Origin of the sequence: Lysinibacillus sp. RC79 (assembly GCF_041262405.1) — a bacterium.
Lineage (GTDB): Bacteria > Bacillota > Bacilli > Bacillales_A > Planococcaceae > Lysinibacillus.
On record NZ_JBGCCD010000026.1, the window covers coordinates 1 to 19707 of the forward strand.

Here is a 19707-nt window from a genome sequence, read left to right on the forward strand (position 1 = left end):
AATTTAAATAAGCTGCCGCCTGCAAAATACAGACAGCAGCTTCAGAAAGTTGCCTAACCTTTTTTAAAATGTCCTTTACAAAGGGTACATATTAAAAAACTTACAACCTTTTCATTTCCATCCTTATCATATCCCTCCAGTGCGTATACGTAATGACCATTACTATTTGGAATTTGTAATTCCTCGTCAATTTGAACATAGTAGTCTTTTTCTATCAAAGCACCCTTATCACCACAGCCAACTAAGAAAGTAGAGAATAAAATAGTAATTGCAATGAATTTCATAATCTTCATTTTTCATGCCTCCTCTTTTATAACGAAATAGTATCGTTACATAAGAGTATAGATAATCGCTCCACTACATTAAATTTCGAAACATGACAGTTAGCTGACAAAATTGTCATCTTATAAGAGCTATGAACTTGGTTAATATCATTCACCTTACGCTCTCAGTTACCGCCCTTAATGTTTCCAAGATTTTTTGACGTTCAGCTTCAAAATCAATACCTTGCCCAGCTTCTAGATCACTATTATTTTCATGGCGTTGATGGAACCAATTTGGGACAACCTCTTTACGACCTTGTAGGTTGGATCGATTAGTACGCTGTTGCTATTGAGCTGCAAATCGAAGTTTGTCCGCTTCTACTTCCTCAATTGTTGTAAACTTCTTCTTAGTCCAATCGTCTAGAATTTTTCCAACGTATTTCCAACGATGCACGTTGTTTTCTACTGCTTGTTTCATAGCATAGATAACAAGGTCTTCCGACAGATTATCAATCCAATGACCGATTTTGTATGTGACATGAGCGACTAGAGAACCAAAGCCATTTTGCTCGTAAAATTGGAATGCCGGTTGTGGTTTTGGAATGTTCTCTTCTGAGGAATGGCTCTTATTATAATTATTATTTTTATTTAGTAATTTATTACTTAGTGATTTATTATTAATTAGTATTGCCGGTTAATCCGTTAACGGGTTTTCCGTCAACGGATTAACCGTTATTGGATTTTCACTATACGGTTCAACTTGTGGTGTTTCGAACACTGAGAGTTCAACTTTCCTAAATTTACCCATGTTTGTTCTACCCTGCACTTTGTGAACATAGCCAGCTTGCGATAGCTCCCTAATAATGTTTGCTGTAGATTCACGACTGCATTTGCTATGAGTGGCTAAATTAGAAATACAAAATGACCAATCATCTGGCAAAGACAACATATAAGCAAGCAAACCTTTTGCTTTCCAGCTTAAACGAGTGTCATTCAGAAACCCTTTGTCTAACACAACATAATTCTCCTTTTTATGAACACTAAATATTGCCATGATGCCCCTCCTTTTGTAAGATTTTTGAGTCATTCCTATTCATTAACTTATATACAGATTTGGCACATAATTAGGGACAAAAATTTTGATTAATATGGGAATTTCCCCGCTTTAGAAAGCAAAAAAAATAGGACATGCTACAATTGCATGTCCTGCTTTTTCTTTTATATGGCCCGTCAACGTTTTATTTATATAACTCTTTATAAACAATTACTTTTAGGGCTGTCATTTCTTCGTCTGTTAATTTACCTTCCATTTCTTGAATGACCTGTTCTTTCGTCATTGAGCCATTTTGTACTTTTACTCTTATATTATTAAGCTCCGAGATCCCAACTTTTTGAATTAATACTTTTGTAGCCTCTTCTTTTGTTGTAAACGGTAACTTGCTGCTGTCTGCAGTTTTAGCCTCTTCCATAAATGATTTTAGTTGAGGGTCACGTTCAATCGTATTTTTAATTTCATCCATTTGCCCACTTTGCTCTAATTCTGTTGAAATAGTATCAACGACCTTATCGGATGCATACTTCATACCATAATGATAAACCCCATAACCAATAACACCGAGGAAAATTACAATGATCAGAAGGAATTTAATGAATCTCATACTCTCACACTCCTTAATTCTACACATTATAATACTATATGGTGTGGAAAGATGAGAAATGATAACCTTGCGAACAAGGCCTTTTTCAATATCATTCCTCTTTTAACAAATTCAAGAGCCTGTGAAAAGTGATTACGTGGCTAATGAAAGGCATAGAGAATTTATGTAAAAATGAAAATCTCCCGGTTAAAAATTTTTTAACCAGGAGATTTTTGTTTTATTTGACATACTTCAAATACTTTTTCACAAAATCTATAATGTAATGCACTTCTTCTTCTGAAATATTGAATAGACTGCTAACTTTTCGTAGTTTGGCTGGTGATTTTAATTGTTCACGCACTTGATCAATCCTCATGTATTTACATTTACGAGGGTTTACACAATCTCGAATCTGCTTGTATCGAAGGTAAGCATAGCGAGCAAAAGCATTTAGCATCTCTCTCTCCTGCTCATCTCGTTGTAACTTTTTTGCAGCTTCATCGATTGTATCTGACTCAAATGTCCTTGTACCATCTGTTAATTGCATAGTACCACCTCTTTCTTTGCGTAAAGTTGATGACAAACATGGCTGCACCTTAATCAACTTGCATTAAGCTTGCCTCCATCACACTTATTCATAGCTATTAGATGCATAAGAAAAAGCCACATCTAGTTAAATGTGACTCTTTTTATATTTTTGTTCTGTTGGTGCATCCAAATCATCCACTTCATAAAATCTGTTATTCATAACCCTTAGCTTCCGCTTCAATAAACGATTTATGTCTTACTTCCCTTTTCTTGTCTTTATTAATTTAAATTCTCTTATTTATCCATAGAACGACACCGTTTCGCTAACCATGAAGCCCTGTATTATCTATCTTTCCCACACAACACGACAGATTATATAAAAAGCTATTTAAAAAATGTATTTTTAATATAATTAAAATTATAGTTTCAATTTTTATCCAATGGAGCTTGATTTCCCCTTTTATTAAAAAGACTAAAACAGAGAGCAAGGAACTAGATTTATTGCCTATTTTAAATAGAGTCATTTTTCAAAATATTTTTTCATTCAGCTGAGATTTTTTTAAAAATTTTACGTTTTTAATGTAAGGAGGTGGATTTTGTGAATGAACAGCTTATAGAAAAAATCATAGCCGGTGATCAACAATCATTTCGTATCATTGTTGATACATATAAGCAGCCACTCGTCAGTTATTTAACGTATCAGACAAAAGACGAGGAATTGGCGAAGGATATTGCGCAAGAAACATTTATAAAATGCTATGAAAACTTACCTAAGTTTAAGGGTGGCTCTTTCAAAGCATGGCTCTTCCGCATTGCGATTAATCATCTTATCGATTTTAAACGAAAGCATAAAGAAGATGCGACACCACTTGAGGAAACGCCCTCATTATGCACACCAGAATCAGTAGTGATTGCAAAAGAACAGAAAGAGTTACTACAGCAATGGCTTACAACATTGGACGATAAAACGCGTCAAATTTTTATTCTTAAGTATGCCAGTAACTGCACATATGAAGAAATCGCTGAAACACTTCAAATTCCAATAACTGAGGTGCGAAATCGTCTATATAGAACAAAAATTCGACTAAGAAAATCCAAGTTGAAGGGAGATATGAATGGTGAATTGCTTATCGACTGAAGAAATGTATGATTTTATCGATGGACGAATAAAAGACGAGGCAATGACTCAAATTGATACGCATATCCAATCATGTGCAAATTGCTCTGCACTATTTGAGGAGCTGCTTGAAACAGAACATGCACTAAGCACCATGTTTTCATCTTTGAATGTTGAGGCTACTTTTACAAATCAAGTAATGGATCAATTACCGAAGGAAAAGACTGAACTTCCAAAAAAACGAAACTGGCCAGCAACTTTCGCAACAGTTTTCGTCACAGCAGCATTATTATTTCTAGTATTTTCGATATTACAGAAGGAATCCTCAACCAGTTCTCCCTCTGTAATGATACGTGTAAAGGACGTCAAGGTAACCGATACTCTCATTGAAGTGACGTTAGCTACATCCGGCTATAACGGCGAGGAACTTTTCTTCAATGAATCGAACGAAGGTAATGTAAATGATGTATCACTCGTTCTACCAAACGGAGAAACCCAATCAATTGGTAGTTATGCAGAGCAATCAACTAATGAAATTACCTATGGGTTCTCATTATTTGATGTGCCTTACCCTGAATTTAAATTAGTTTTTGACTTTAAACACATATATGACATTGATGGACAGTGGTCGTTTGAAGTACCTATTGACAGAAAGGAATTGTTAGCCAAAACGAAAGATATCATGCTTCATTCTTCTTTTAAGAAGGACGGCATTGACGTAAACTTCATACGGGCACAACATGGACCATACAACTCATCCTTCAAATTTGAAACAAAATTCACGGATGATATGGCAACATTTGTAGAGAAACAAGTAGCGCAATATACTGCTGATTTACCATTAGCTGAAAAAGATGCTTATGTAGGTTATAATGCACAAATTCTATATGACGTAAATAACGCCTATGGGAAAACATTAAAACGCTCAATTCCAGAGGATACTGTTAACATTCAAAATGATCGCCACGCTCATACTGAAACAATTAGCACATATCCAAGCATACGTGATGGCGGCTATTTATCTGTGTTCGGAGCAAAATTTGAACTGCCTACGAATGTAAGACATGCACTAACAGTTGACCAATTACCATATACATTCACTTATAAAGATACAGTATATGAAGTGAAGCTCCTACCAAATCGACGAATTGAAATTTCTTCAGATGCAAAGTCAACGACCATTAATAGCTGGGATATTACAGTCGATTATAAAATAGCGTGGGATACAGCCCGATTCCGAACAGATAAAGAGAAAAACTATACGACATTTACAATAAACAAAGACATTCAGTTAGATTCTTTCATTCTTTACGGTCAAACGGAAACAAAATTTGTTTATTTTGATGAACCAATTGATGTAGAGGTTCACTAAAAGTGTAAACAAATTACTTTGACTCCCTAGAATAAATCAGCTCGAAATATTATCTATTTTTTGACCTTCTGAATTTGACACAAGATCTATTCAGAAGGATTTTTTTATTTATTAAGTTATAAATTATAATATACACACTTCTTTTAATTAACTAAAATGGAAATATAATGATTATGTTGAAAGGACGGATGCAGATGAACAACCAAACTTATGTGAACTGGAGCGGACACCACCTTAAACTGACTTGGCTACAAAATAAAAGTATTGAAGATTACAGCAAAGTAACAAGTGTACATGGAGTTTGTTTTAATCAAGGGAATGTTTTGTTAGTTCATGTAGACGGGAGGGGATTTAACTTTCCTGGAGGTCATATAGAAAAAGGAGAAACACCTGAAGAAGCATTCCATAGAGAGGCATTTGAAGAAGGCTATGTAAAGGGACATATCAACTATATTGGTGCAATTGAAGTCAGTCACGAAGATAACCCTTTATTCAATGCTGATGGTAAGTACCCTTTAATCGGCTATCAAATGTTTTATAGCATGGAAATCCAAGAGTGTCTCCCATTTCTTCGAGAGCATGAAACGATTTCGCGCATTTGGGTTGAGCCGGAAGAAGTACCTTATGTAATTAATGACCATGAGTTTGCACACTTAGTATTACAAGCAGCTTTATGTAACAAACCTTCTTTTAGGCTATAGCTTCATACATGGTAGGATTCATGAGATCTATATAGGCTTTTTAAGTATTGTTTTTATTTTATTTGGAGGTTTGCTGATGAGCATCACTAGTGAAACCTTTTTAGTAAGACTATTCTTATAGACTTTTTGTAGCAATTATATTATTTCTAGGAATTAGAGTTTCAGATGCAAATTCATCAAATTTCCTCTTCAGTCTTAAGATATTTCGACATTTTTTATCTAAGGAGAAAATGAAAAATGAAAAATAAGCTATTATGGTCAGTGATAATTGTTGGTTCATTACTTATAATTTCGGGTATCATTTTAGGTGTTGTTGGTACAGAAATTTTAAACATACCTTTTATTCGAATGGATTTAGTTCCAATAGGAGTTGGATTTTGTGGAGTGATGCTATTAGGTACGGGCATCACTAAATTGGTAGATGAAAAAAATAAAACTAAGGAACAGCTTATTGAGGAAAAAGATGAACGAAATATTGTAATAAGTCAAAACGCCAAATCAAAAGCATTTGATTTGATGATTCATTTATTTGGCTTCGGTCTTCTAGCATTAGCGATGTTTGGTTATATGAACAAGGTTTCTTTTTTTAGTCTCATAGCACTTTATTATACCTGCTATGTTTATTACTTATATTGCGTTAAAAAAAATAGGGAGAACATGTAGAAGATGTGACTTATACATAATTTTAAAAGTTCACCTATAACTTTTATTTTTCAATCTAATTCACAGGCATTTCACTATACAAACATAACTATCAAAGCATATTAATAGTAGTGTAAAGCTAACCTAGCTTTGCCCTCCTAGTTTGTGGTTTAGGGTCACTTTGGTTCGAGTGACCCTTATTTACTCTCTTTCATTGTTATTCAAATTCCCCTCATTTTTTATACCTATACTGATAAATATATAAGCATTTTCTGATGAGTTATCTCAGATTTTGTATGATGGGATTTTCTTCTTCCAAAGTTCCACGAACAATAACTCTGTGGCTTTTATATCCATACCTTCCCCCTAAAGTCTTTTTTAGATTAATACCACTCCTTATATTATTTTAGTAGTTCCATCGTTTAATTTGACTGTAGCGATCTAATAAATTACATTCAGTAATAATTTGGAGAACCTCTTCATATTATATTCGTATATTTATTAGAACTAACATAAATGAGGTGACGTTTTGGTGTTTTCTCATACATAGTAGGATATCGCTACTTTTCTATTACCTTTTGGACTAGAATTTTGGGGTATTATTAGTGGTATTATATATGCCGTTTGTATATGTATAGGTACGGTAGCAACTTTGGTCTGGAGACAATTAATAAATAAACCATTTTTATGTTAACCTTAGAGTGTGATTTTATTAACGTAAAAAGGAGGATATAAAATGTCTCGTAAATTACGCCCTTATTCTCGCATTATTTCTGCTATTTTATTTGTCATCCTTGTATTTATGAATTATTTGGGATATTGGACGGCAGATAGGTTCGTTCAAATACTATTTTTCTTTATTATGGTATGGTCTGTTTTTTATGCAGGTATTGAAACAGATAAAATTTTAAAAAATCAGAGGTTGAATCAAAAAAATCAGCGAAAAACCTTATAGGAATTTTAAAATATCCCCTTGAATTTAGACATGGATTACATTGTCTACTTCAAGGGATCTTTTTTAAGAACATTGTCTCAATCTCAAACGTTTCGTTAGTCGTTCCACCACTTTTAATTTATCTAAACGTTACTTTTCTTTTATCTTTCCGAACAACGAAAAACATGTAAAGACTAAATAATAAAATGATGATAACTGTTATTGCTAAAAAATATGTATCTTGAATCTTAAACAAGAAAGTGTTCAAAGAATTTAATAATCCAGCTGACATCAATAATAACCAAAAGTAATTTTTTCTTTTTGATTGATCTCCGCTACTTAGATAACTAGCAGAAAGCCAGATAAAGAAAGGCAAGTAACAAACAATTGAAAAAGTTAGAATAGCCCATCCAATAAACGACATAGCACAAACACACCTCCTAGAACCTTCCTTATTTTATACGATTGAAATTTATAATAGTTTCAATTTTATTTTTCTATAATAATGAAATTTCTTTAATTAATGTCATATGTTTAGTAACTGCTCACATTTTTCATAAGTGACCCCATTAATTGAGTAATTCCTCATAATTTAATTTTTCGAGTTTTTAAACCAAACTGAGTAAAACCAAGATGAATACCTCCCCTCCTTTCTACACCAAAACATATTATAGACTGTAGAAGGGAGGGATATTTCATGGGATATTACGGTGGAAATTATGGTAACTGTTGTTACGGAGGCTACGGCGGTGGCGGTGGCTACGGCGGATACGGCGGTGGCGGTTACTATGGCCATGGCCATGGCGGAGGCCATGGTTCAGCATTCGCCTTAATTGTAGTTCTTTTCATTCTTTTAATTATTGTTGGTACAACATTCATGCATTAAATTTTCCAATAATTTAGTTTCTATTCAAATCTATAATGAAAAAAGTTAATGCTATTTATCATTGTCACAATTAATCACTTCCATAACCTCTGTTGCTAAATTACCTAGTAATAGTAGGATAACTAATCAGCCTAACATACTACAGTTAAAACAAAAAAGGTCACTTTTGTCCGAGTGACCTTTTATTTTAGATTGTTCAACTTTTCTTTCCATTCAATATCATTTACTTAAATAATAAAATAAAGCCGCAACAATAATATTTGGTAATGCAATGTATAAGGAATTTAAAGTAATTTTATTGCGTTCGTCCCGATGTTCCGTTGTTTCAGTAGCAATGTTTGCCCTCATCCTATCCCCACTAACCATGGACCCCGAAAAAACCATTGAAATGACAATAAAAATACAGCCAACCGTTCCTGAAACTAAATAAATCTTTTCCATTCCCCACAAAATCATCGATATTAAAACACCGCATAGTGATAAGAAAACACCAATTAAAAAATATCTCAACTCCAATCCCCCCTTTTTTATTTTACGCTTAATTACATATTTTGTTTCAACTATAAGATAAAATTTTTCACTTGGACTTTGATTTACCTATGTATGATATCGTTTAACCCGTTTTCTCAAAATTCCACCCTTATTGGGAAATAAGGCCACGCACAACAAAATTTATGTTAGTTGGAATTGTTGTTAAACTATGGCTACCACTGAAAAAGATTAGCGATTTAAAAAGGATGATTATTGTTTCGATAGAAGAAATATGTATTGGCTAAGGTGAACGGCAGAAAATTTAATATTACAGATTTTCCGAATGGGAAAGCCCACTCCTTCAGATGTAGGATGACTATATAGGAGCTATCGAAGTAAGTCGCTTAGAGAATCCATTATAAATTCTAGTAGTAAATATTATTTAATTAGTTATTAAATGGTTTTTTGAATGGATATTAAAGATTGTCTCCCTTTTCTCCGAGAACATAAAATGACTTTGCGATTTTGGGTAGAGCTTGAGTCTTCAATGTGGTTGCTGTCGAAATTGAGCGAATGAAAAACGCTATACAATCATCATTGTCGATGAAAGTATAGCGTTTAATTAATTAATTTTCAGGATGTCGTTGTTATTTAAAAAAGATTTCTTCAATTTGGTCAAGCATAATATCAGCTGCAAGGATGCCGCCTGCTGTGTTCCAAATGACATCGTCAACTTTATGGGCATTTCCTTTTTGTACTGCACTTAAGTTATTCCAAAGTGGATCTTTTGTCCATTCTTCTTCAGTTTTTAATGCTGAATCATCACCTGTTGGCATGTAAGTAAAGTAGAAGATTACATCTCCGTCCATTTTAGGAATGGCCTCTTTTCCTACCTCAATAGCTAGATTGCCTAATTTCGCATTATCTTTAAATAGTTCAGCTTGTGCTGGTACACGTTTAAATCCTAGCGCATCAAAAATAATGCCTGAGAATGAATCTGTATAGTAGATTCGTGATTTATCGGCCATAAAGCGTACGAAAGAAACCTCTTGGTTCGTTTTATCGCCAAGTTTTTCTTTAACAGCTTGAAGCTTTTCGTCATATGCTTTTAAAACTTCCTCGCCTTTAGCTTCCTGATTTACCGCTTTTGCATAAAGTTTAAAGTTTTCTTTCCAATCACCGCGTAATGTCTCTGAGAAAACTGTAGGAGCAATTTTACTTAATTTTGCATAATCTTTTTCTTGTCGTAATTTATTACCGATAATTAAATCTGGCTTTAAAGAAGCAATTTTTTCGATATTGATCTCATGTTCAATACCAACAACTTCAACTCCTTCCATTTGATCTTTAATATGATCATACCAAGGGTCACCTGTCCAAGATTGTACAGCCCCTACCGGCTTAATACCTAAAGCTAGAAGTGCTTCTGTTCCTTCGTTTGTTAAAACGACAACACGTTTTGGCGTGTCTTTAACTTTAGTTGTTCCCATTGCATGTTCGACACTGTAAGCATTACTCTCAGTTGAACTTTCTTCTTTCGTGTTTTCCTTGTTATTGCCACATGCAGCTAAAACAAATACAGCGACAACAGCAAGCAAAACTAGTAGTTTTTGAAATGCTTTTTGCATCTTTTCTTCCCCCAATATATATGATAAAATGTTTAAGCAGATTTAATGATAATGAGAATCACTTTCATCTACTTGAGAACGAAATTAATCATATTGTAAGAATCTATCATTGTCAATAATTTATTTAACTAATATGCAAGCACATTCTATTGAAGGAAGAGTACAACTTTATATGATTTTAAAAAATAATTTTTCAAAAACAATTGCATTAATAGTAGGAACACTCCTCCTACTCCTTTGTATGGGGATAAGTATTATATACGGTTATGCAAATACGTCCATTCAAATGACTATTGAATCTTTTACACAGTTTAATCATTCTAACGAGCATATTATTATTCAAAATGTTCGTATTCCAAGAGCTCTAATCGCTACTTGCGTGGGTGCTTCCTTAGCAATTACAGGCGTGCTCATGCAGACTTTAACGAAGAATCCTTTAGCATCACCAGGAATTTTAGGAATTAATGCTGGAGCTGGGTTTGCCGTCGTATTTGCTATGATTTTCTTCCATGTGTCAAGTTTGCAGTCTTTTACATGGATTGCATTTTTAGGTGCCACAATCGCTGCTCTATCAGTTTATGGTATTAGCTCTTCTGGACGAGATGCCGTAACGCCAGTCAAAATAACTTTAGCAGGTGCTGCTATCAGTGCATTATTTGCTTCTTTTACTCAAGGATTACTAGCAACAAACGAAGCTGAACTCGAACAAGTATTATTTTGGTTAGCTGGTTCCGTACAAGGGAGAAAGCTTGAAATTCTTTTATCTGTACTTCCTTATCTAGTAATTGGATGGATTGCTGCTCTGTTCATTTCTTCCAAAATGAATATTCTTGCTCTTGGAGACGATGTAGCGAGAGGCCTAGGATTATCACTAGGATTCATGAAGTTGATGGTAGGTCTTATTGTTATTTTATTAGCAGGTGGATCGGTTGCAATAGCTGGTCCTATAGGATTTGTCGGGATTGTGGTACCCCATTTTGCGCGAAAGTTTGTAGGAACAGATCATCGTTGGCTCATTCCAATGGCTGCCCTATTAGGCGGCATTCTATTATTGTTAGCCGACGTTGCAGCACGCTATATCATTATGCCTCAGGAAGTACCCGTAGGAGTAATGACAGCTATGATTGGCATACCATTCTTTATTTACCTTGCGCGAAAAGGTGGAAAAAAATAATGAAACATTTAAAAACAATACGTTTACTACAAAATAAAGTATCCTTTTTACTTGATATAAAAGCTTCCAAAAAACTTACCTTACTTAGCATTATTGCACTAGCTGTTTTTTTCTTAAGTGCCTCATTTGGTGATTCATTTATAAATCCAATAAAGGTTTTACAAGTCCTTATTGGCAAGGGCTCTGAGTTTGATCAATTAATTATTGTTGATTTCCGAATGCCTAGAATTTTTATTGCTGCTTTTGCTGGAATGGCATTAGCAGTAGCAGGTGCAATATTACAAGGAATTATAAAAAACCCATTAGCCTCGCCCGATATAATCGGTATTTCTGCTGGTGGCGGAGCTGCGATTGTTGGTTTTTTAGCTATATTTAGTGACTCCAATCATTCCTTAACAGTTAGTATTGAATGGTTACCCCTCGCAGGTTTTATCGGAGCAACCATTGTTGGATTTATTGTTTACGTATTTGCTTGGAAAGATGGTGTGACACCCACCCGTCTTGTATTAATCGGTATCGGAGTCTCTGCATTTATGCAAGCCATTACGACGATGTTGATGATTATCGGCCCTATCTATCAAGCCAGTGAAGCGAATAAGTGGATTACAGGGAGCGTCAAAAGTGCAGATTGGGATCAAGTTCAAATTGTAGTTCCTTTGATACTAGTTCTCCTACTTGTAACATTATTTATTATTCGACAGTTAAATGTTCAAGAATTGGGTGATGATACGGCTGCTAGTTTAGGACAATCTGTACAAAAAAACCGTTTATTCTTATTACTCTTGAGCTCAAGCCTAGTAGCTAGTGCCATTGCATTTGCAGGAGCTATAGGTTTTGTCGGCTTAATGGCACCACATATTGCAAGACGCCTTGTAGGGCCATCGTTCGGTGTTCTAATACCGACATCTGCTGCAATTGGCGCTCTACTAGTTATGGTTGCAGATATTATCGGACGAACTGCATTTAACCCTTTAGAAGTACCAGCGGGTGTGTTTACGGCTGCCATTGGTGCTCCTTATTTCATCTATTTATTATTTAGAAACCCTAGAAAATAAAGGAGTCAAATTTCATGACTGAAACGTTAGAAACTAAATCACTCACACTAAATTATGGTGATTCCAATATCATTGAAAATCTAGATTTATCTATTCCTATGAATGAAATTACTGTGCTAATTGGGGCCAATGGTTGTGGAAAATCGACACTTTTACGCTCCGTTGCTCGATTATTAAAGCCAAAGCATGGGTCTATATTATTGGATGGACAAGATATTTTTAAATTATCCACTAAACAAGTAGCAAAAAAACTTTCTATTCTTCCTCAGTCACCAGTAGCACCCGAGGGTTTAACAGTACTACAACTTGTTAAACAAGGTCGATACCCACATCAAAGCTGGCGCAAACAATGGACAGAAAAAGATGAAGAAATAGTGTTAAACGCCTTAAAAGCAACAGGTGTTGATCATTTACAGGATAAACCCGTGGACGAGCTTTCTGGCGGTCAACGTCAACGTGCCTGGATTGCTATGACACTTGCACAGGATACAGATATTATCCTCTTAGATGAACCAACTACTTACCTAGATTTAACACATCAAATAGAAATTTTAGATTTATTATTTGAATTGAATCAACAGCAAAAACGGACAATCATTATGGTTTTACACGATATTAACTTAGCATGTCGATATGCTGACCACATCATAACTGTTCGAGATCGAGGTGTCTTTCAACAAGGAAGACCTGAAGAGATCATGACGACGACGTTGGTAAAGCATGTCTTTGATCTAGATTGTAAAATGACGAATGATCCTATTTTTGGCACACCATTATGTATTCCTTTTGGTAAAGGACGTAAAATCTCTTAATCATAATTAGACATTCCTATTGATTAATTAACATTTAAAAACACGTAACCCCTTTCTTTGTAGCATAAGTACAAGAAGTTGAGTGGTTACGTGTATTTTTTATTCTTTACATTAAGCGCTCTACAACTAACCGAGGAGGCTTGGAAACAGTCGGCGGAACGTTTATAGAAGCTTCGATTTGTGCCTTCCCCACCATTTGATATTAACAACTATAAATCAATTGAACTTTCGTTATATACTTGTATTAACTTTCTAAAAATATGTTTTCAGTATTCTATAACTTTAATATTCCATCATTGGAGGTAATGCAAAATGACAATAGAAGACCAACTAATACAGGTAACAAAAGAAACACTTGCTGATTTAGTCAATCTTCAGTACGAAAAACTAAAAAATGAATATAAAATAAACGATGAAATTGAGGAGTTTTTAAAAGAGGTTATTCCAATGCAAGGTGTACTTACTTTACCACCAAGTGATGAAGAAATGGTCATAGACGTTTACGAATACAATGACAATAGCGGATTTGGTACAGAGATAAGGTATTTATGGTTTGACGATGAAGAGAGCCAGTTAGTACTTTTTTGTGAAGCTAAAACAGACTCAGAAAAATCCAAGATAATCGAATTTTGCATCGACACAATTGATGCATAAGTAAAACAATAAATTTGATGAACCGTTCATAAATAAAGGGGTTTTTTCTTCTAAAAATATAAATAAGCCTATTCAAGACAGGAAAAGTCATGAGTAGGCTTATTTTTCAAAGCTATTGATAGTAATATATTTATATATTCCCTAAATACTCTACAGATAACTCTTGCTCTTTAATATCATTATCCAAGAAGACCTTATATGCTTTACCATTAGGTTTTGAACTAACGATTTTATGGATTTCTTGATTGATAAAATGAACTGCTACTCCATCATCAACAGCAATTCCGGATGAGAGCTTATTAGCTTTAACTAAATTATGGTAAGCTGGTCTTCGATTGATTTCTCCATCATAATGAGGACAATTACTTCCTGGAAGAAACCCTAAACATGTTATCGGCTCTAAATCTCCTCCAAATGAATCTGTTATTCCTTCCTCGAACCAACAGATTGAACCAGCACTAATGCCTGTTAAAAGGATTCCCTCATGCCAAGCAGTCTTAAAAATACTATCTAACGACCATTCTCTCCATAAAGCTAAAAGGTTTTTAGTATTTCCTCCGCCAACATAAATAATATCCTTTTCCATAATAAAACTTTCTAAATCTCGCGTAGGAGGAGAAAATAGTGATAAGTGGGACGGAATACATTGTTGAGAGTTAAAGAAAGAATAAAATCTTGCAATATAATTTTCTGAGTCTCCGCTTGCAGTAGGAACAAAGCAGATCTTAGGATTGGCTTTGTTAGACTGCTGCAAAATATATGTATCTAATAATGGATTATGAGGCTCCATAGAAAAGCCTCCTCCTCCTAATGCAATAATTTGTTTCATCTTTTTCCACTCCTTTTTCGAAAATACTGTATTTTCCAATTATATAAAACTTCTAAAGGAAACGCACTCATTTAGATTAAGAACTTTTTCATTTTATTACTGGTGTAGGTATACCATTTCTCCAATCTTTAATAAATGAGGATTGGTGAGGATTAAGATTTAAAGGTATTTCATTTCTTGACAAAAAATGCAATTCGCTACTTTCATCATTGATTTGTAAAGTACCTTTATAATCGCTTGAGTAAAAAATTATCTGAACACTAAATACTTTATCTCCGTTTGAGTACTCTGCAAAACCATTTTTACCAGAATATAATCCAAACAATGTCATATTGTTCAGAATAAGATTAGTTTCTTCAAAGACTTCCCTATTAACTGTCTCTTCAAAAGTTTCTCCGATTTCCAAGATGCCTCCCGGGATTCCCCAAATATCACCGTCAATCCTTTTTTGTAAAAGAATACGTCCCCTATCATCTTCAATTATTGCTCCACAGCCAATAGTCAATAGAGTTTCATGCCCAATCAACTGTCTCATCGTTTAAATGTAATCATTCATAATTGATACCCTCATTCCTTGTTGTAGATTCTTTAAATGTTCTTTTTCATAAATTTTTTAAAGGTCTAGAAATTCAGATTCCATTAAAAGTTTAAATCACCATAAACATCCTTATTTTACATTATTTCTTCCGATATAAATACAAAGGGTTCAATAATACCAAAAAGCAAGGCCCAGATTACATTAAGAACTGAGCCCTGCCTATATTTATTTTCCATCGCTATTATTTAACTTTTGAATCTCCAATAGCTCAGAAATCGTGACAAATTTATATCCCTGGTCTTCAAGCTCTGGTAAAATCTTTTCCAATGCCCTCACAGTTTGCTCACGATTTCCACCGCCGTCATGAAATAACACGACACTTCCAGGCTTAGCACCTTTTAAAACAGTATTGACAATTTTCTTTTCTCCAGGACTTTTCCAATCAAATGTATCTAAATGCCATGACCACATGACAACTTTATACCCTTCTTTTGCTATTGCATCAATCATGGAATCCGTGTATTGACCCTCTACTGGTCTAAATAAAACAGGGACATAACCAGTAATACCATAAATTGTTGCATGTGTTTGTTTTATTTCTTTCATTAAATTAGAAACATTCGTCCTTAAAGGATGCGTATATGTGTGAATGGCTAGTTCGTGACCTTCTTCGTGCATACGTAATGCAAGCTCTGGATTTTTTTCTGCATTTTCACCCACAATAAAGAATGTGGCCTTAGCATTGTACTTGTCTAATATATCTAAAATGTCAGGTGTGTACTTTTTATGAGGACCATCATCAAAGGTTAAGGCGATAACTTTTTCATCCGTATTAATATCCCACAAAATTTGCCCTGCTTCTTCGTAATATTTCCTTCCCTTGTCTGCAAAGGATTTTTCATTGATAAAAAATACAAATACCCCGAAAAGGCATAAAGCGATTAGCAGATAATATTTCCTCAAGTTTTCACCTCCTGCAAATAATAATTATTTCTAATCATTATTATTTGAGTTTTAAACTAAAAAATGCTTTAATTTTTCAACTTTTATTTGTATATAAAACCATTAACAATCCAAAATGAATGTAAATAACGCTGCACATTCCAATTCCAAAATGTTATATTGATTGGAAGGAGTGTGATTGTTTTGATAATAAAGGTAAAAGAAGGGGATTTTGATTTTAATTGCTCCAGTCTAAGTCAAAGGTGTTTCGAACCACTCATTAAGATTTATAAGGTAAGAATGTCTGAAGAAACTAATATCGGTGTAAAAGAACGTTTTTATGAGGAACTTACGGAAGGCCAAAGAGCATTATTTATGTTTTACGTTTATTATAACCATATTAGTAAATCTCTTATTGAATTTTATTGGTGGAGTGCTTATTTCATGGCTCAGCCTAAAAATTGGGCAGCTATCAAAACATGTTTTAAGTATTTTAATGATGAACCTTTTCTTTTACTCCTTGAGAAAATTGAACAGGAACTTAAACGACATAATCACCCTACTACATTAGAGAATTTTGCAATCACTCGAGATGAATTAAATCATAACAAAGAGCTCCATGCATCATTTGAATCGCTATATGCAACATTCGAAAATATTTATCCAGTAACTATAGAAAAAATAAATAATTTTATCGAAAAGAATTTACAAGAGTTTATACAAATTGAAAATAAATGAAGGAGTATTTTTTATGGCAACTATAGAAGACTTTATGAACCTTGATATTAGAATTGGCACTGTTATCCATGCAGAAGAACTTACGAAAGCAAGGGTTCCTGCCATTAAAATGAAAATTGATTTTGGAGAAGATATTGGAATCAAGCAATCCTCTGCTCAAATTACTAAATGCTATACGCCAGAAGGAATAGTTAATAAGCAAGTAGTAGCTATCGTTAATTTCCCACCGCGTCGTGTAGCGGGTTTTAAATCTGAAGTTTTAGTGATTGGCGGAGTTCCTGTAGAAGGAGATGTGATTTTATTAACTCCTGATCTGTCTGTACCAAACGGAACTAAAATTAGTTAAAGATAGTTATTTTGTGATTGTTGATTTATACTTTAAAATTTTTACTTTTTAATGAATCTATTTCGCAGGCACAAAACTAACTTAAATTTCTACTACATCATATATTTAATAATGTAATGCTAATTTAGCCTTACACCTCCTGACTTGATACTAAGGGTCACGCAAATGTGGCCCTTTTGGTATTGTTTCATTTAGTTTTTGAACCTTTTTTAGATTGTGAAAAGAGAAATCTTATATAGCTTTAAAAAATTTAAAGTTTGATTTAATTATCAACTAATACATTTATCTGAAAGCAATTAGTAAGAGTATATCTTGAAAAAAGTTTGATCAAAATATACTCTAAAATTCTATGTTCCTCAATTTATATCATGTAACTTCATTTTTTCTAATTCTTTCTTTCTTTTATTTTTTAGGGATTCTCTTCCTCTAGCCCACATTCCTAATAAAACTACCGGACCAACAACTGCAACCTTAATGAGTGTATAAGTATTGATATTATCCATTCTGTTGTACCACCATCCGAAAATAAAAACTAAATACAGAACAGGAACAATTGCTCCCCAGTAAACTTTGGTTCTTCTTGATAAAATAAATTGAACTCCTAATATTACAATGGCTACTAAAATGGCTATTAACCATTTATAAATCGGATCCATTATTTATCATTCCTTTCGCTTTTATATTTATCAATAATCAATTTTGCTGTCTCTAAACTCAACCGTTCATCAATTACCAAATTTTTAATCATATTTACAAACTCCACGTCTTCTGTATTGCTGTTCAGTTCAATTTTTTTAATTAATGTATCTAATTTAATCCTTACTGTCGGATATGATACACCATAAATTTTAGATATATTCTTTAATGACCCAGAATTTATAATAAATTTCCTTATAAATTCAACAGATTCTTTATCTAAAGACAAAATCCAAGCTGGTACTTCATCACGATTCATACCACCCCTCCTTTTTAATAATGTTAAACAATAATTAAATAAAATTCAAGTAATGATTAATATTATTCATTTAATTTTAAGGTTATTTTAAGATAAACTGTTTTTTTTAGACGGAGAAACTTTTCGTAGGGTTAATGCTAGATTTGACTATTGTAGGAATCAAAGTTGGGATTTCCGGATGGATACTCAATTATTTATACTTGTAGGCTAAGAATTATTAATCAAAAAAAGCACTAACATGCATTCGTCCGTCAGTGCTTCCTCGTATCAATATGGTGCTTATTTCTTCACTTTTGAAAGTGTCATACCATCACCTATTGGAATAATAATCGACTCTAATTGAGGGTGGTTTGCTACTGCTACATTGAATTTCTTCATTAATTCCGTATATCGTTTTGGTTTTGCATTTGGATCTGCCACACTCCCTGCAGCAAGTACATTATCTGTAACTATAATAGCATCAGGATTTGCTAGCTTCACACAATAATTTAAGTAATTTTCATAATTATCCTTATCAGCATCGATAAAGAAAAAATCGAATCGCTCATTACTCTGCACCAGATTTTCAAGGCTTTCCAATGCTGGGCCTGTTATATATGTCACTTGTTCAGCAAAACCAGCATTCGATAAATTACTGTAAGCTAACTGTGCATATTTTTCCTCTAATTCTAGAGAAGTTAATTTTCCATCACTGCCGAACCCTCTAGCTAGACAAATTCCACTATATCCACCGAGAGCCCCTACTTCCAGAATGTTTTTAGCTCCTGACATCGAGACAAGCATTGTTAAAAGTTTTCCAGAAGAAACAGAAACAGAAATGGCGGGCATCCCGTTTTCTTCAATGGATGTAATGACCTCCTCTAAAATTAAGTCTTCGTTATGAAACACGGCATCAATGTAATTATTAATTATTTTCATTCAGGTTCTTCCCTTCTTCTTCATGATTTAAAGATTTTTCATGATCTTCTTGATTTTCTTGACTATCGGATGTATCCATCGTTTCACTTTCATGTATTTCAAATAATTGACTGAATTCATTGATGACCATATCAATGGCTTTTAATTCACCCACTAGTATTGGCTGAATTGATTGAAACTCTGGTTGCTCTAATTGTTGCTTAATCGTTGCACGCTTTAAATTCATCATCTCTAAAAAAGCAATGGCTCTTCCACGTCGGAAGGTTTTAGCTCCACGTTGTTGAGAACCGTCTCTTCCTCTATGACGTCCCCCACGATGATGTCCCTCTTCTCTAAATTCCTTAAATTTTTCACTTCTCATTTTCATTCTCCTTTCATTGTATACGTTTGTATACCCTTGACTACAATTTGATTGTATACAAATGTATACGCTTTGTCAATTAACCTTCTTTATTTATTTCCCATTACTTTACCATAAGCATTTAAGAGATTTGTAATATTTACCTCTGTCAGTTTTTCCATTAAACTGTAAATGTCAGCCGATTAATTTATAGAACTGTTTAGAAG

General features: G+C 33.8%; 26 protein-coding genes. 12 read left to right on the forward strand and 14 right to left on the reverse strand.

Annotated elements, in window-relative coordinates; translation table 11 throughout:
• Positions 1-53: 53 nt before the first annotated feature.
• The 5 genes from ABH968_RS19980 to ABH968_RS20000 all read right to left on the reverse strand — a co-directional run bounded on the left by ABH968_RS19980 (position 54) and on the right by ABH968_RS20000 (position 2483).
• Complete coding sequence (locus tag ABH968_RS19980) at positions 54-293, reverse strand: DUF1093 domain-containing protein (RefSeq protein WP_370046806.1); 240 nt, start codon at positions 291-293, stop codon at positions 54-56.
• Between the two features lie 316 nt (positions 294-609).
• Complete coding sequence (locus tag ABH968_RS19985) at positions 610-951, reverse strand: DnaD domain-containing protein (RefSeq protein WP_370046940.1); 342 nt, start codon at positions 949-951, stop codon at positions 610-612.
• A gap of 6 nt (positions 952-957) precedes the next feature.
• Positions 958-1317 carry a helix-turn-helix domain-containing protein gene (locus ABH968_RS19990; protein WP_370046808.1) on the reverse strand — a complete coding sequence of 120 codons (360 nt, stop codon included), beginning with the start codon at positions 1315-1317 and terminating at the stop codon, positions 958-960.
• 184 nt (positions 1318-1501) lie between these two features.
• On the reverse strand, positions 1502-1921 hold the full coding sequence (locus ABH968_RS19995; protein ID WP_370046810.1) for a hypothetical protein: 420 nt from the start codon (positions 1919-1921) through the stop codon (positions 1502-1504).
• A gap of 217 nt (positions 1922-2138) precedes the next feature.
• Positions 2139-2483, reverse strand: coding sequence for a hypothetical protein (locus tag ABH968_RS20000; protein WP_370046812.1), 345 nt, complete (start codon positions 2481-2483; stop codon positions 2139-2141).
• Between the two features lie 543 nt (positions 2484-3026).
• On the opposite strand from ABH968_RS20000, the gene ABH968_RS20005 reads away from it, so the two are divergent.
• The 6 genes from ABH968_RS20005 to ABH968_RS20030 all read left to right on the forward strand — a co-directional run bounded on the left by ABH968_RS20005 (position 3027) and on the right by ABH968_RS20030 (position 8080).
• Positions 3027-3566, forward strand: coding sequence for an RNA polymerase sigma factor (locus ABH968_RS20005; protein ID WP_370046814.1), 540 nt, complete (start codon positions 3027-3029; stop codon positions 3564-3566).
• Positions 3544-4917, forward strand: coding sequence for an anti-sigma factor family protein (locus tag ABH968_RS20010; RefSeq protein WP_370046816.1), 1374 nt, complete (start codon positions 3544-3546; stop codon positions 4915-4917). The genes ABH968_RS20005 and ABH968_RS20010 overlap by 23 nt, the downstream gene beginning before the upstream one ends.
• Positions 4918-5111: 194 nt before the next feature.
• Complete coding sequence (locus ABH968_RS20015) at positions 5112-5618, forward strand: NUDIX hydrolase (protein ID WP_370046818.1); 507 nt, start codon at positions 5112-5114, stop codon at positions 5616-5618.
• Between the two features lie 237 nt (positions 5619-5855).
• Positions 5856-6281, forward strand: coding sequence for a hypothetical protein (locus ABH968_RS20020; protein ID WP_370046820.1), 426 nt, complete (start codon positions 5856-5858; stop codon positions 6279-6281).
• A gap of 715 nt (positions 6282-6996) precedes the next feature.
• Entirely contained in the window at positions 6997-7215 is a 219-nt protein-coding gene (locus tag ABH968_RS20025) for a hypothetical protein (RefSeq protein ID WP_370046822.1), read from the forward strand.
• A 676-nt stretch (positions 7216-7891) separates the two neighbouring features.
• A complete protein-coding gene (locus ABH968_RS20030) occupies positions 7892-8080 on the forward strand; it encodes a YjcZ family sporulation protein (RefSeq protein ID WP_370046824.1) in 189 nt (62 codons plus the stop codon).
• A 219-nt stretch (positions 8081-8299) separates the two neighbouring features.
• Here the strand turns inward: ABH968_RS20030 and ABH968_RS20035 are convergent, their stop codons facing one another.
• Both ABH968_RS20035 and ABH968_RS20040 read right to left on the reverse strand, forming a co-directional pair.
• Positions 8300-8590, reverse strand: a complete 291-nt coding sequence (locus ABH968_RS20035; RefSeq protein WP_370046826.1) for a DUF5316 domain-containing protein — start codon at positions 8588-8590, stop codon at positions 8300-8302.
• A 608-nt stretch (positions 8591-9198) separates the two neighbouring features.
• Complete coding sequence (locus ABH968_RS20040) at positions 9199-10179, reverse strand: ABC transporter substrate-binding protein (protein ID WP_370046828.1); 981 nt, start codon at positions 10177-10179, stop codon at positions 9199-9201.
• Between the two features lie 172 nt (positions 10180-10351).
• Here ABH968_RS20040 and ABH968_RS20045 point away from each other — a divergent pair, with 172 nt between their 5' ends.
• The 4 genes from ABH968_RS20045 (at position 10352) to ABH968_RS20060 (ending at position 13874) form a co-directional block, all read left to right on the forward strand.
• Entirely contained in the window at positions 10352-11353 is a 1002-nt protein-coding gene (locus ABH968_RS20045; protein WP_370046830.1) for a FecCD family ABC transporter permease, read from the forward strand.
• On the forward strand, positions 11353-12408 hold the full coding sequence (locus ABH968_RS20050; RefSeq protein ID WP_370046832.1) for a FecCD family ABC transporter permease: 1056 nt from the start codon (positions 11353-11355) through the stop codon (positions 12406-12408). Before ABH968_RS20045 ends, ABH968_RS20050 begins: the two co-directional genes overlap by 1 nt.
• Before the next feature lie 14 nt (positions 12409-12422).
• Entirely contained in the window at positions 12423-13220 is a 798-nt protein-coding gene (locus ABH968_RS20055) for an ABC transporter ATP-binding protein (protein ID WP_370046834.1), read from the forward strand.
• Between the two features lie 312 nt (positions 13221-13532).
• Complete coding sequence (locus tag ABH968_RS20060) at positions 13533-13874, forward strand: DUF7668 domain-containing protein (protein ID WP_370046836.1); 342 nt, start codon at positions 13533-13535, stop codon at positions 13872-13874.
• A gap of 130 nt (positions 13875-14004) precedes the next feature.
• Here ABH968_RS20060 and ABH968_RS20065 read toward each other — a convergent pair whose 3' ends face one another.
• The 3 genes from ABH968_RS20065 to ABH968_RS20075 all read right to left on the reverse strand — a co-directional run bounded on the left by ABH968_RS20065 (position 14005) and on the right by ABH968_RS20075 (position 16204).
• Positions 14005-14703: a Type 1 glutamine amidotransferase-like domain-containing protein gene (locus ABH968_RS20065; RefSeq protein WP_370046838.1), complete on the reverse strand. Its 699-nt coding sequence runs from the start codon at positions 14701-14703 to the stop codon at positions 14005-14007.
• An 88-nt stretch (positions 14704-14791) separates the two neighbouring features.
• Complete coding sequence (locus tag ABH968_RS20070) at positions 14792-15238, reverse strand: NUDIX hydrolase (protein WP_370046840.1); 447 nt, start codon at positions 15236-15238, stop codon at positions 14792-14794.
• Between the two features lie 228 nt (positions 15239-15466).
• Positions 15467-16204: a polysaccharide deacetylase family protein gene (locus ABH968_RS20075; protein WP_370046842.1), complete on the reverse strand. Its 738-nt coding sequence runs from the start codon at positions 16202-16204 to the stop codon at positions 15467-15469.
• A gap of 183 nt (positions 16205-16387) precedes the next feature.
• Between ABH968_RS20075 and ABH968_RS20080 the strand changes: the two genes are divergently transcribed.
• Both ABH968_RS20080 and csaA read left to right on the forward strand, forming a co-directional pair.
• On the forward strand, positions 16388-16921 hold the full coding sequence (locus ABH968_RS20080; RefSeq protein ID WP_370046844.1) for a hypothetical protein: 534 nt from the start codon (positions 16388-16390) through the stop codon (positions 16919-16921).
• 13 nt (positions 16922-16934) lie between these two features.
• Positions 16935-17267 carry a chaperone CsaA gene (gene csaA, locus ABH968_RS20085; RefSeq protein ID WP_370046846.1) on the forward strand — a complete coding sequence of 111 codons (333 nt, stop codon included), beginning with the start codon at positions 16935-16937 and terminating at the stop codon, positions 17265-17267.
• Between the two features lie 356 nt (positions 17268-17623).
• On the opposite strand, the gene ABH968_RS20090 is transcribed toward csaA, so the two are convergent.
• The 4 genes from ABH968_RS20090 to ABH968_RS20105 all read right to left on the reverse strand — a co-directional run bounded on the left by ABH968_RS20090 (position 17624) and on the right by ABH968_RS20105 (position 19501).
• Entirely contained in the window at positions 17624-17923 is a 300-nt protein-coding gene (locus tag ABH968_RS20090; RefSeq protein WP_370046848.1) for a hypothetical protein, read from the reverse strand.
• On the reverse strand, positions 17923-18222 hold the full coding sequence (locus tag ABH968_RS20095) for a DUF2089 family protein (RefSeq protein WP_370046849.1): 300 nt from the start codon (positions 18220-18222) through the stop codon (positions 17923-17925). Before ABH968_RS20095 ends, ABH968_RS20090 begins: the two co-directional genes overlap by 1 nt.
• Before the next feature lie 279 nt (positions 18223-18501).
• Positions 18502-19140, reverse strand: coding sequence for an O-methyltransferase (locus tag ABH968_RS20100; RefSeq protein WP_370046851.1), 639 nt, complete (start codon positions 19138-19140; stop codon positions 18502-18504).
• Positions 19127-19501 (reverse strand): hypothetical protein, encoded by a 375-nt coding sequence (locus ABH968_RS20105; RefSeq protein ID WP_370046853.1) that lies wholly within the window; start codon positions 19499-19501, stop codon positions 19127-19129. Before ABH968_RS20105 ends, ABH968_RS20100 begins: the two co-directional genes overlap by 14 nt.
• Between the last annotated feature and the right edge of the window lie 206 nt (positions 19502-19707).

What these genes read in the sequence shown, in the direction of transcription:
- ABH968_RS20105 (WP_370046853.1), bottom strand. Translation starts at nt 19,501, where the DNA reads ATGAGAAGTGAAAAATTTAAGGAATTTAGAGAAGAGGGACATCATCGT.
- ABH968_RS20030 (WP_370046824.1), top strand. Translation starts at nt 7,892, where the DNA reads ATGGGATATTACGGTGGAAATTATGGTAACTGTTGTTACGGAGGCTAC.
- ABH968_RS19995 (WP_370046810.1), bottom strand. Translation starts at nt 1,921, where the DNA reads ATGAGATTCATTAAATTCCTTCTGATCATTGTAATTTTCCTCGGTGTT.
- ABH968_RS20050 (WP_370046832.1), top strand. Translation starts at nt 11,353, where the DNA reads ATGAAACATTTAAAAACAATACGTTTACTACAAAATAAAGTATCCTTT.
- ABH968_RS20015 (WP_370046818.1), top strand. Translation starts at nt 5,112, where the DNA reads ATGAACAACCAAACTTATGTGAACTGGAGCGGACACCACCTTAAACTG.
- ABH968_RS20025 (WP_370046822.1), top strand. Translation starts at nt 6,997, where the DNA reads ATGTCTCGTAAATTACGCCCTTATTCTCGCATTATTTCTGCTATTTTA.
- ABH968_RS20090 (WP_370046848.1), bottom strand. Translation starts at nt 17,923, where the DNA reads ATGGATCCGATTTATAAATGGTTAATAGCCATTTTAGTAGCCATTGTA.
- ABH968_RS20065 (WP_370046838.1), bottom strand. Translation starts at nt 14,703, where the DNA reads ATGAAACAAATTATTGCATTAGGAGGAGGAGGCTTTTCTATGGAGCCT.
- ABH968_RS20055 (WP_370046834.1), top strand. Translation starts at nt 12,423, where the DNA reads ATGACTGAAACGTTAGAAACTAAATCACTCACACTAAATTATGGTGAT.
- ABH968_RS20045 (WP_370046830.1), top strand. Translation starts at nt 10,352, where the DNA reads ATGATTTTAAAAAATAATTTTTCAAAAACAATTGCATTAATAGTAGGA.
- ABH968_RS19980 (WP_370046806.1), bottom strand. Translation starts at nt 293, where the DNA reads ATGAAGATTATGAAATTCATTGCAATTACTATTTTATTCTCTACTTTC.
- ABH968_RS19990 (WP_370046808.1), bottom strand. Translation starts at nt 1,317, where the DNA reads ATGGCAATATTTAGTGTTCATAAAAAGGAGAATTATGTTGTGTTAGAC.
- ABH968_RS20095 (WP_370046849.1), bottom strand. Translation starts at nt 18,222, where the DNA reads ATGAATCGTGATGAAGTACCAGCTTGGATTTTGTCTTTAGATAAAGAA.
- ABH968_RS20070 (WP_370046840.1), bottom strand. Translation starts at nt 15,238, where the DNA reads ATGAGACAGTTGATTGGGCATGAAACTCTATTGACTATTGGCTGTGGA.
- ABH968_RS20100 (WP_370046851.1), bottom strand. Translation starts at nt 19,140, where the DNA reads ATGAAAATAATTAATAATTACATTGATGCCGTGTTTCATAACGAAGAC.
- ABH968_RS20020 (WP_370046820.1), top strand. Translation starts at nt 5,856, where the DNA reads ATGAAAAATAAGCTATTATGGTCAGTGATAATTGTTGGTTCATTACTT.
- ABH968_RS20010 (WP_370046816.1), top strand. Translation starts at nt 3,544, where the DNA reads ATGGTGAATTGCTTATCGACTGAAGAAATGTATGATTTTATCGATGGA.
- csaA (WP_370046846.1), top strand. Translation starts at nt 16,935, where the DNA reads ATGGCAACTATAGAAGACTTTATGAACCTTGATATTAGAATTGGCACT.
- ABH968_RS20040 (WP_370046828.1), bottom strand. Translation starts at nt 10,179, where the DNA reads ATGCAAAAAGCATTTCAAAAACTACTAGTTTTGCTTGCTGTTGTCGCT.
- ABH968_RS20060 (WP_370046836.1), top strand. Translation starts at nt 13,533, where the DNA reads ATGACAATAGAAGACCAACTAATACAGGTAACAAAAGAAACACTTGCT.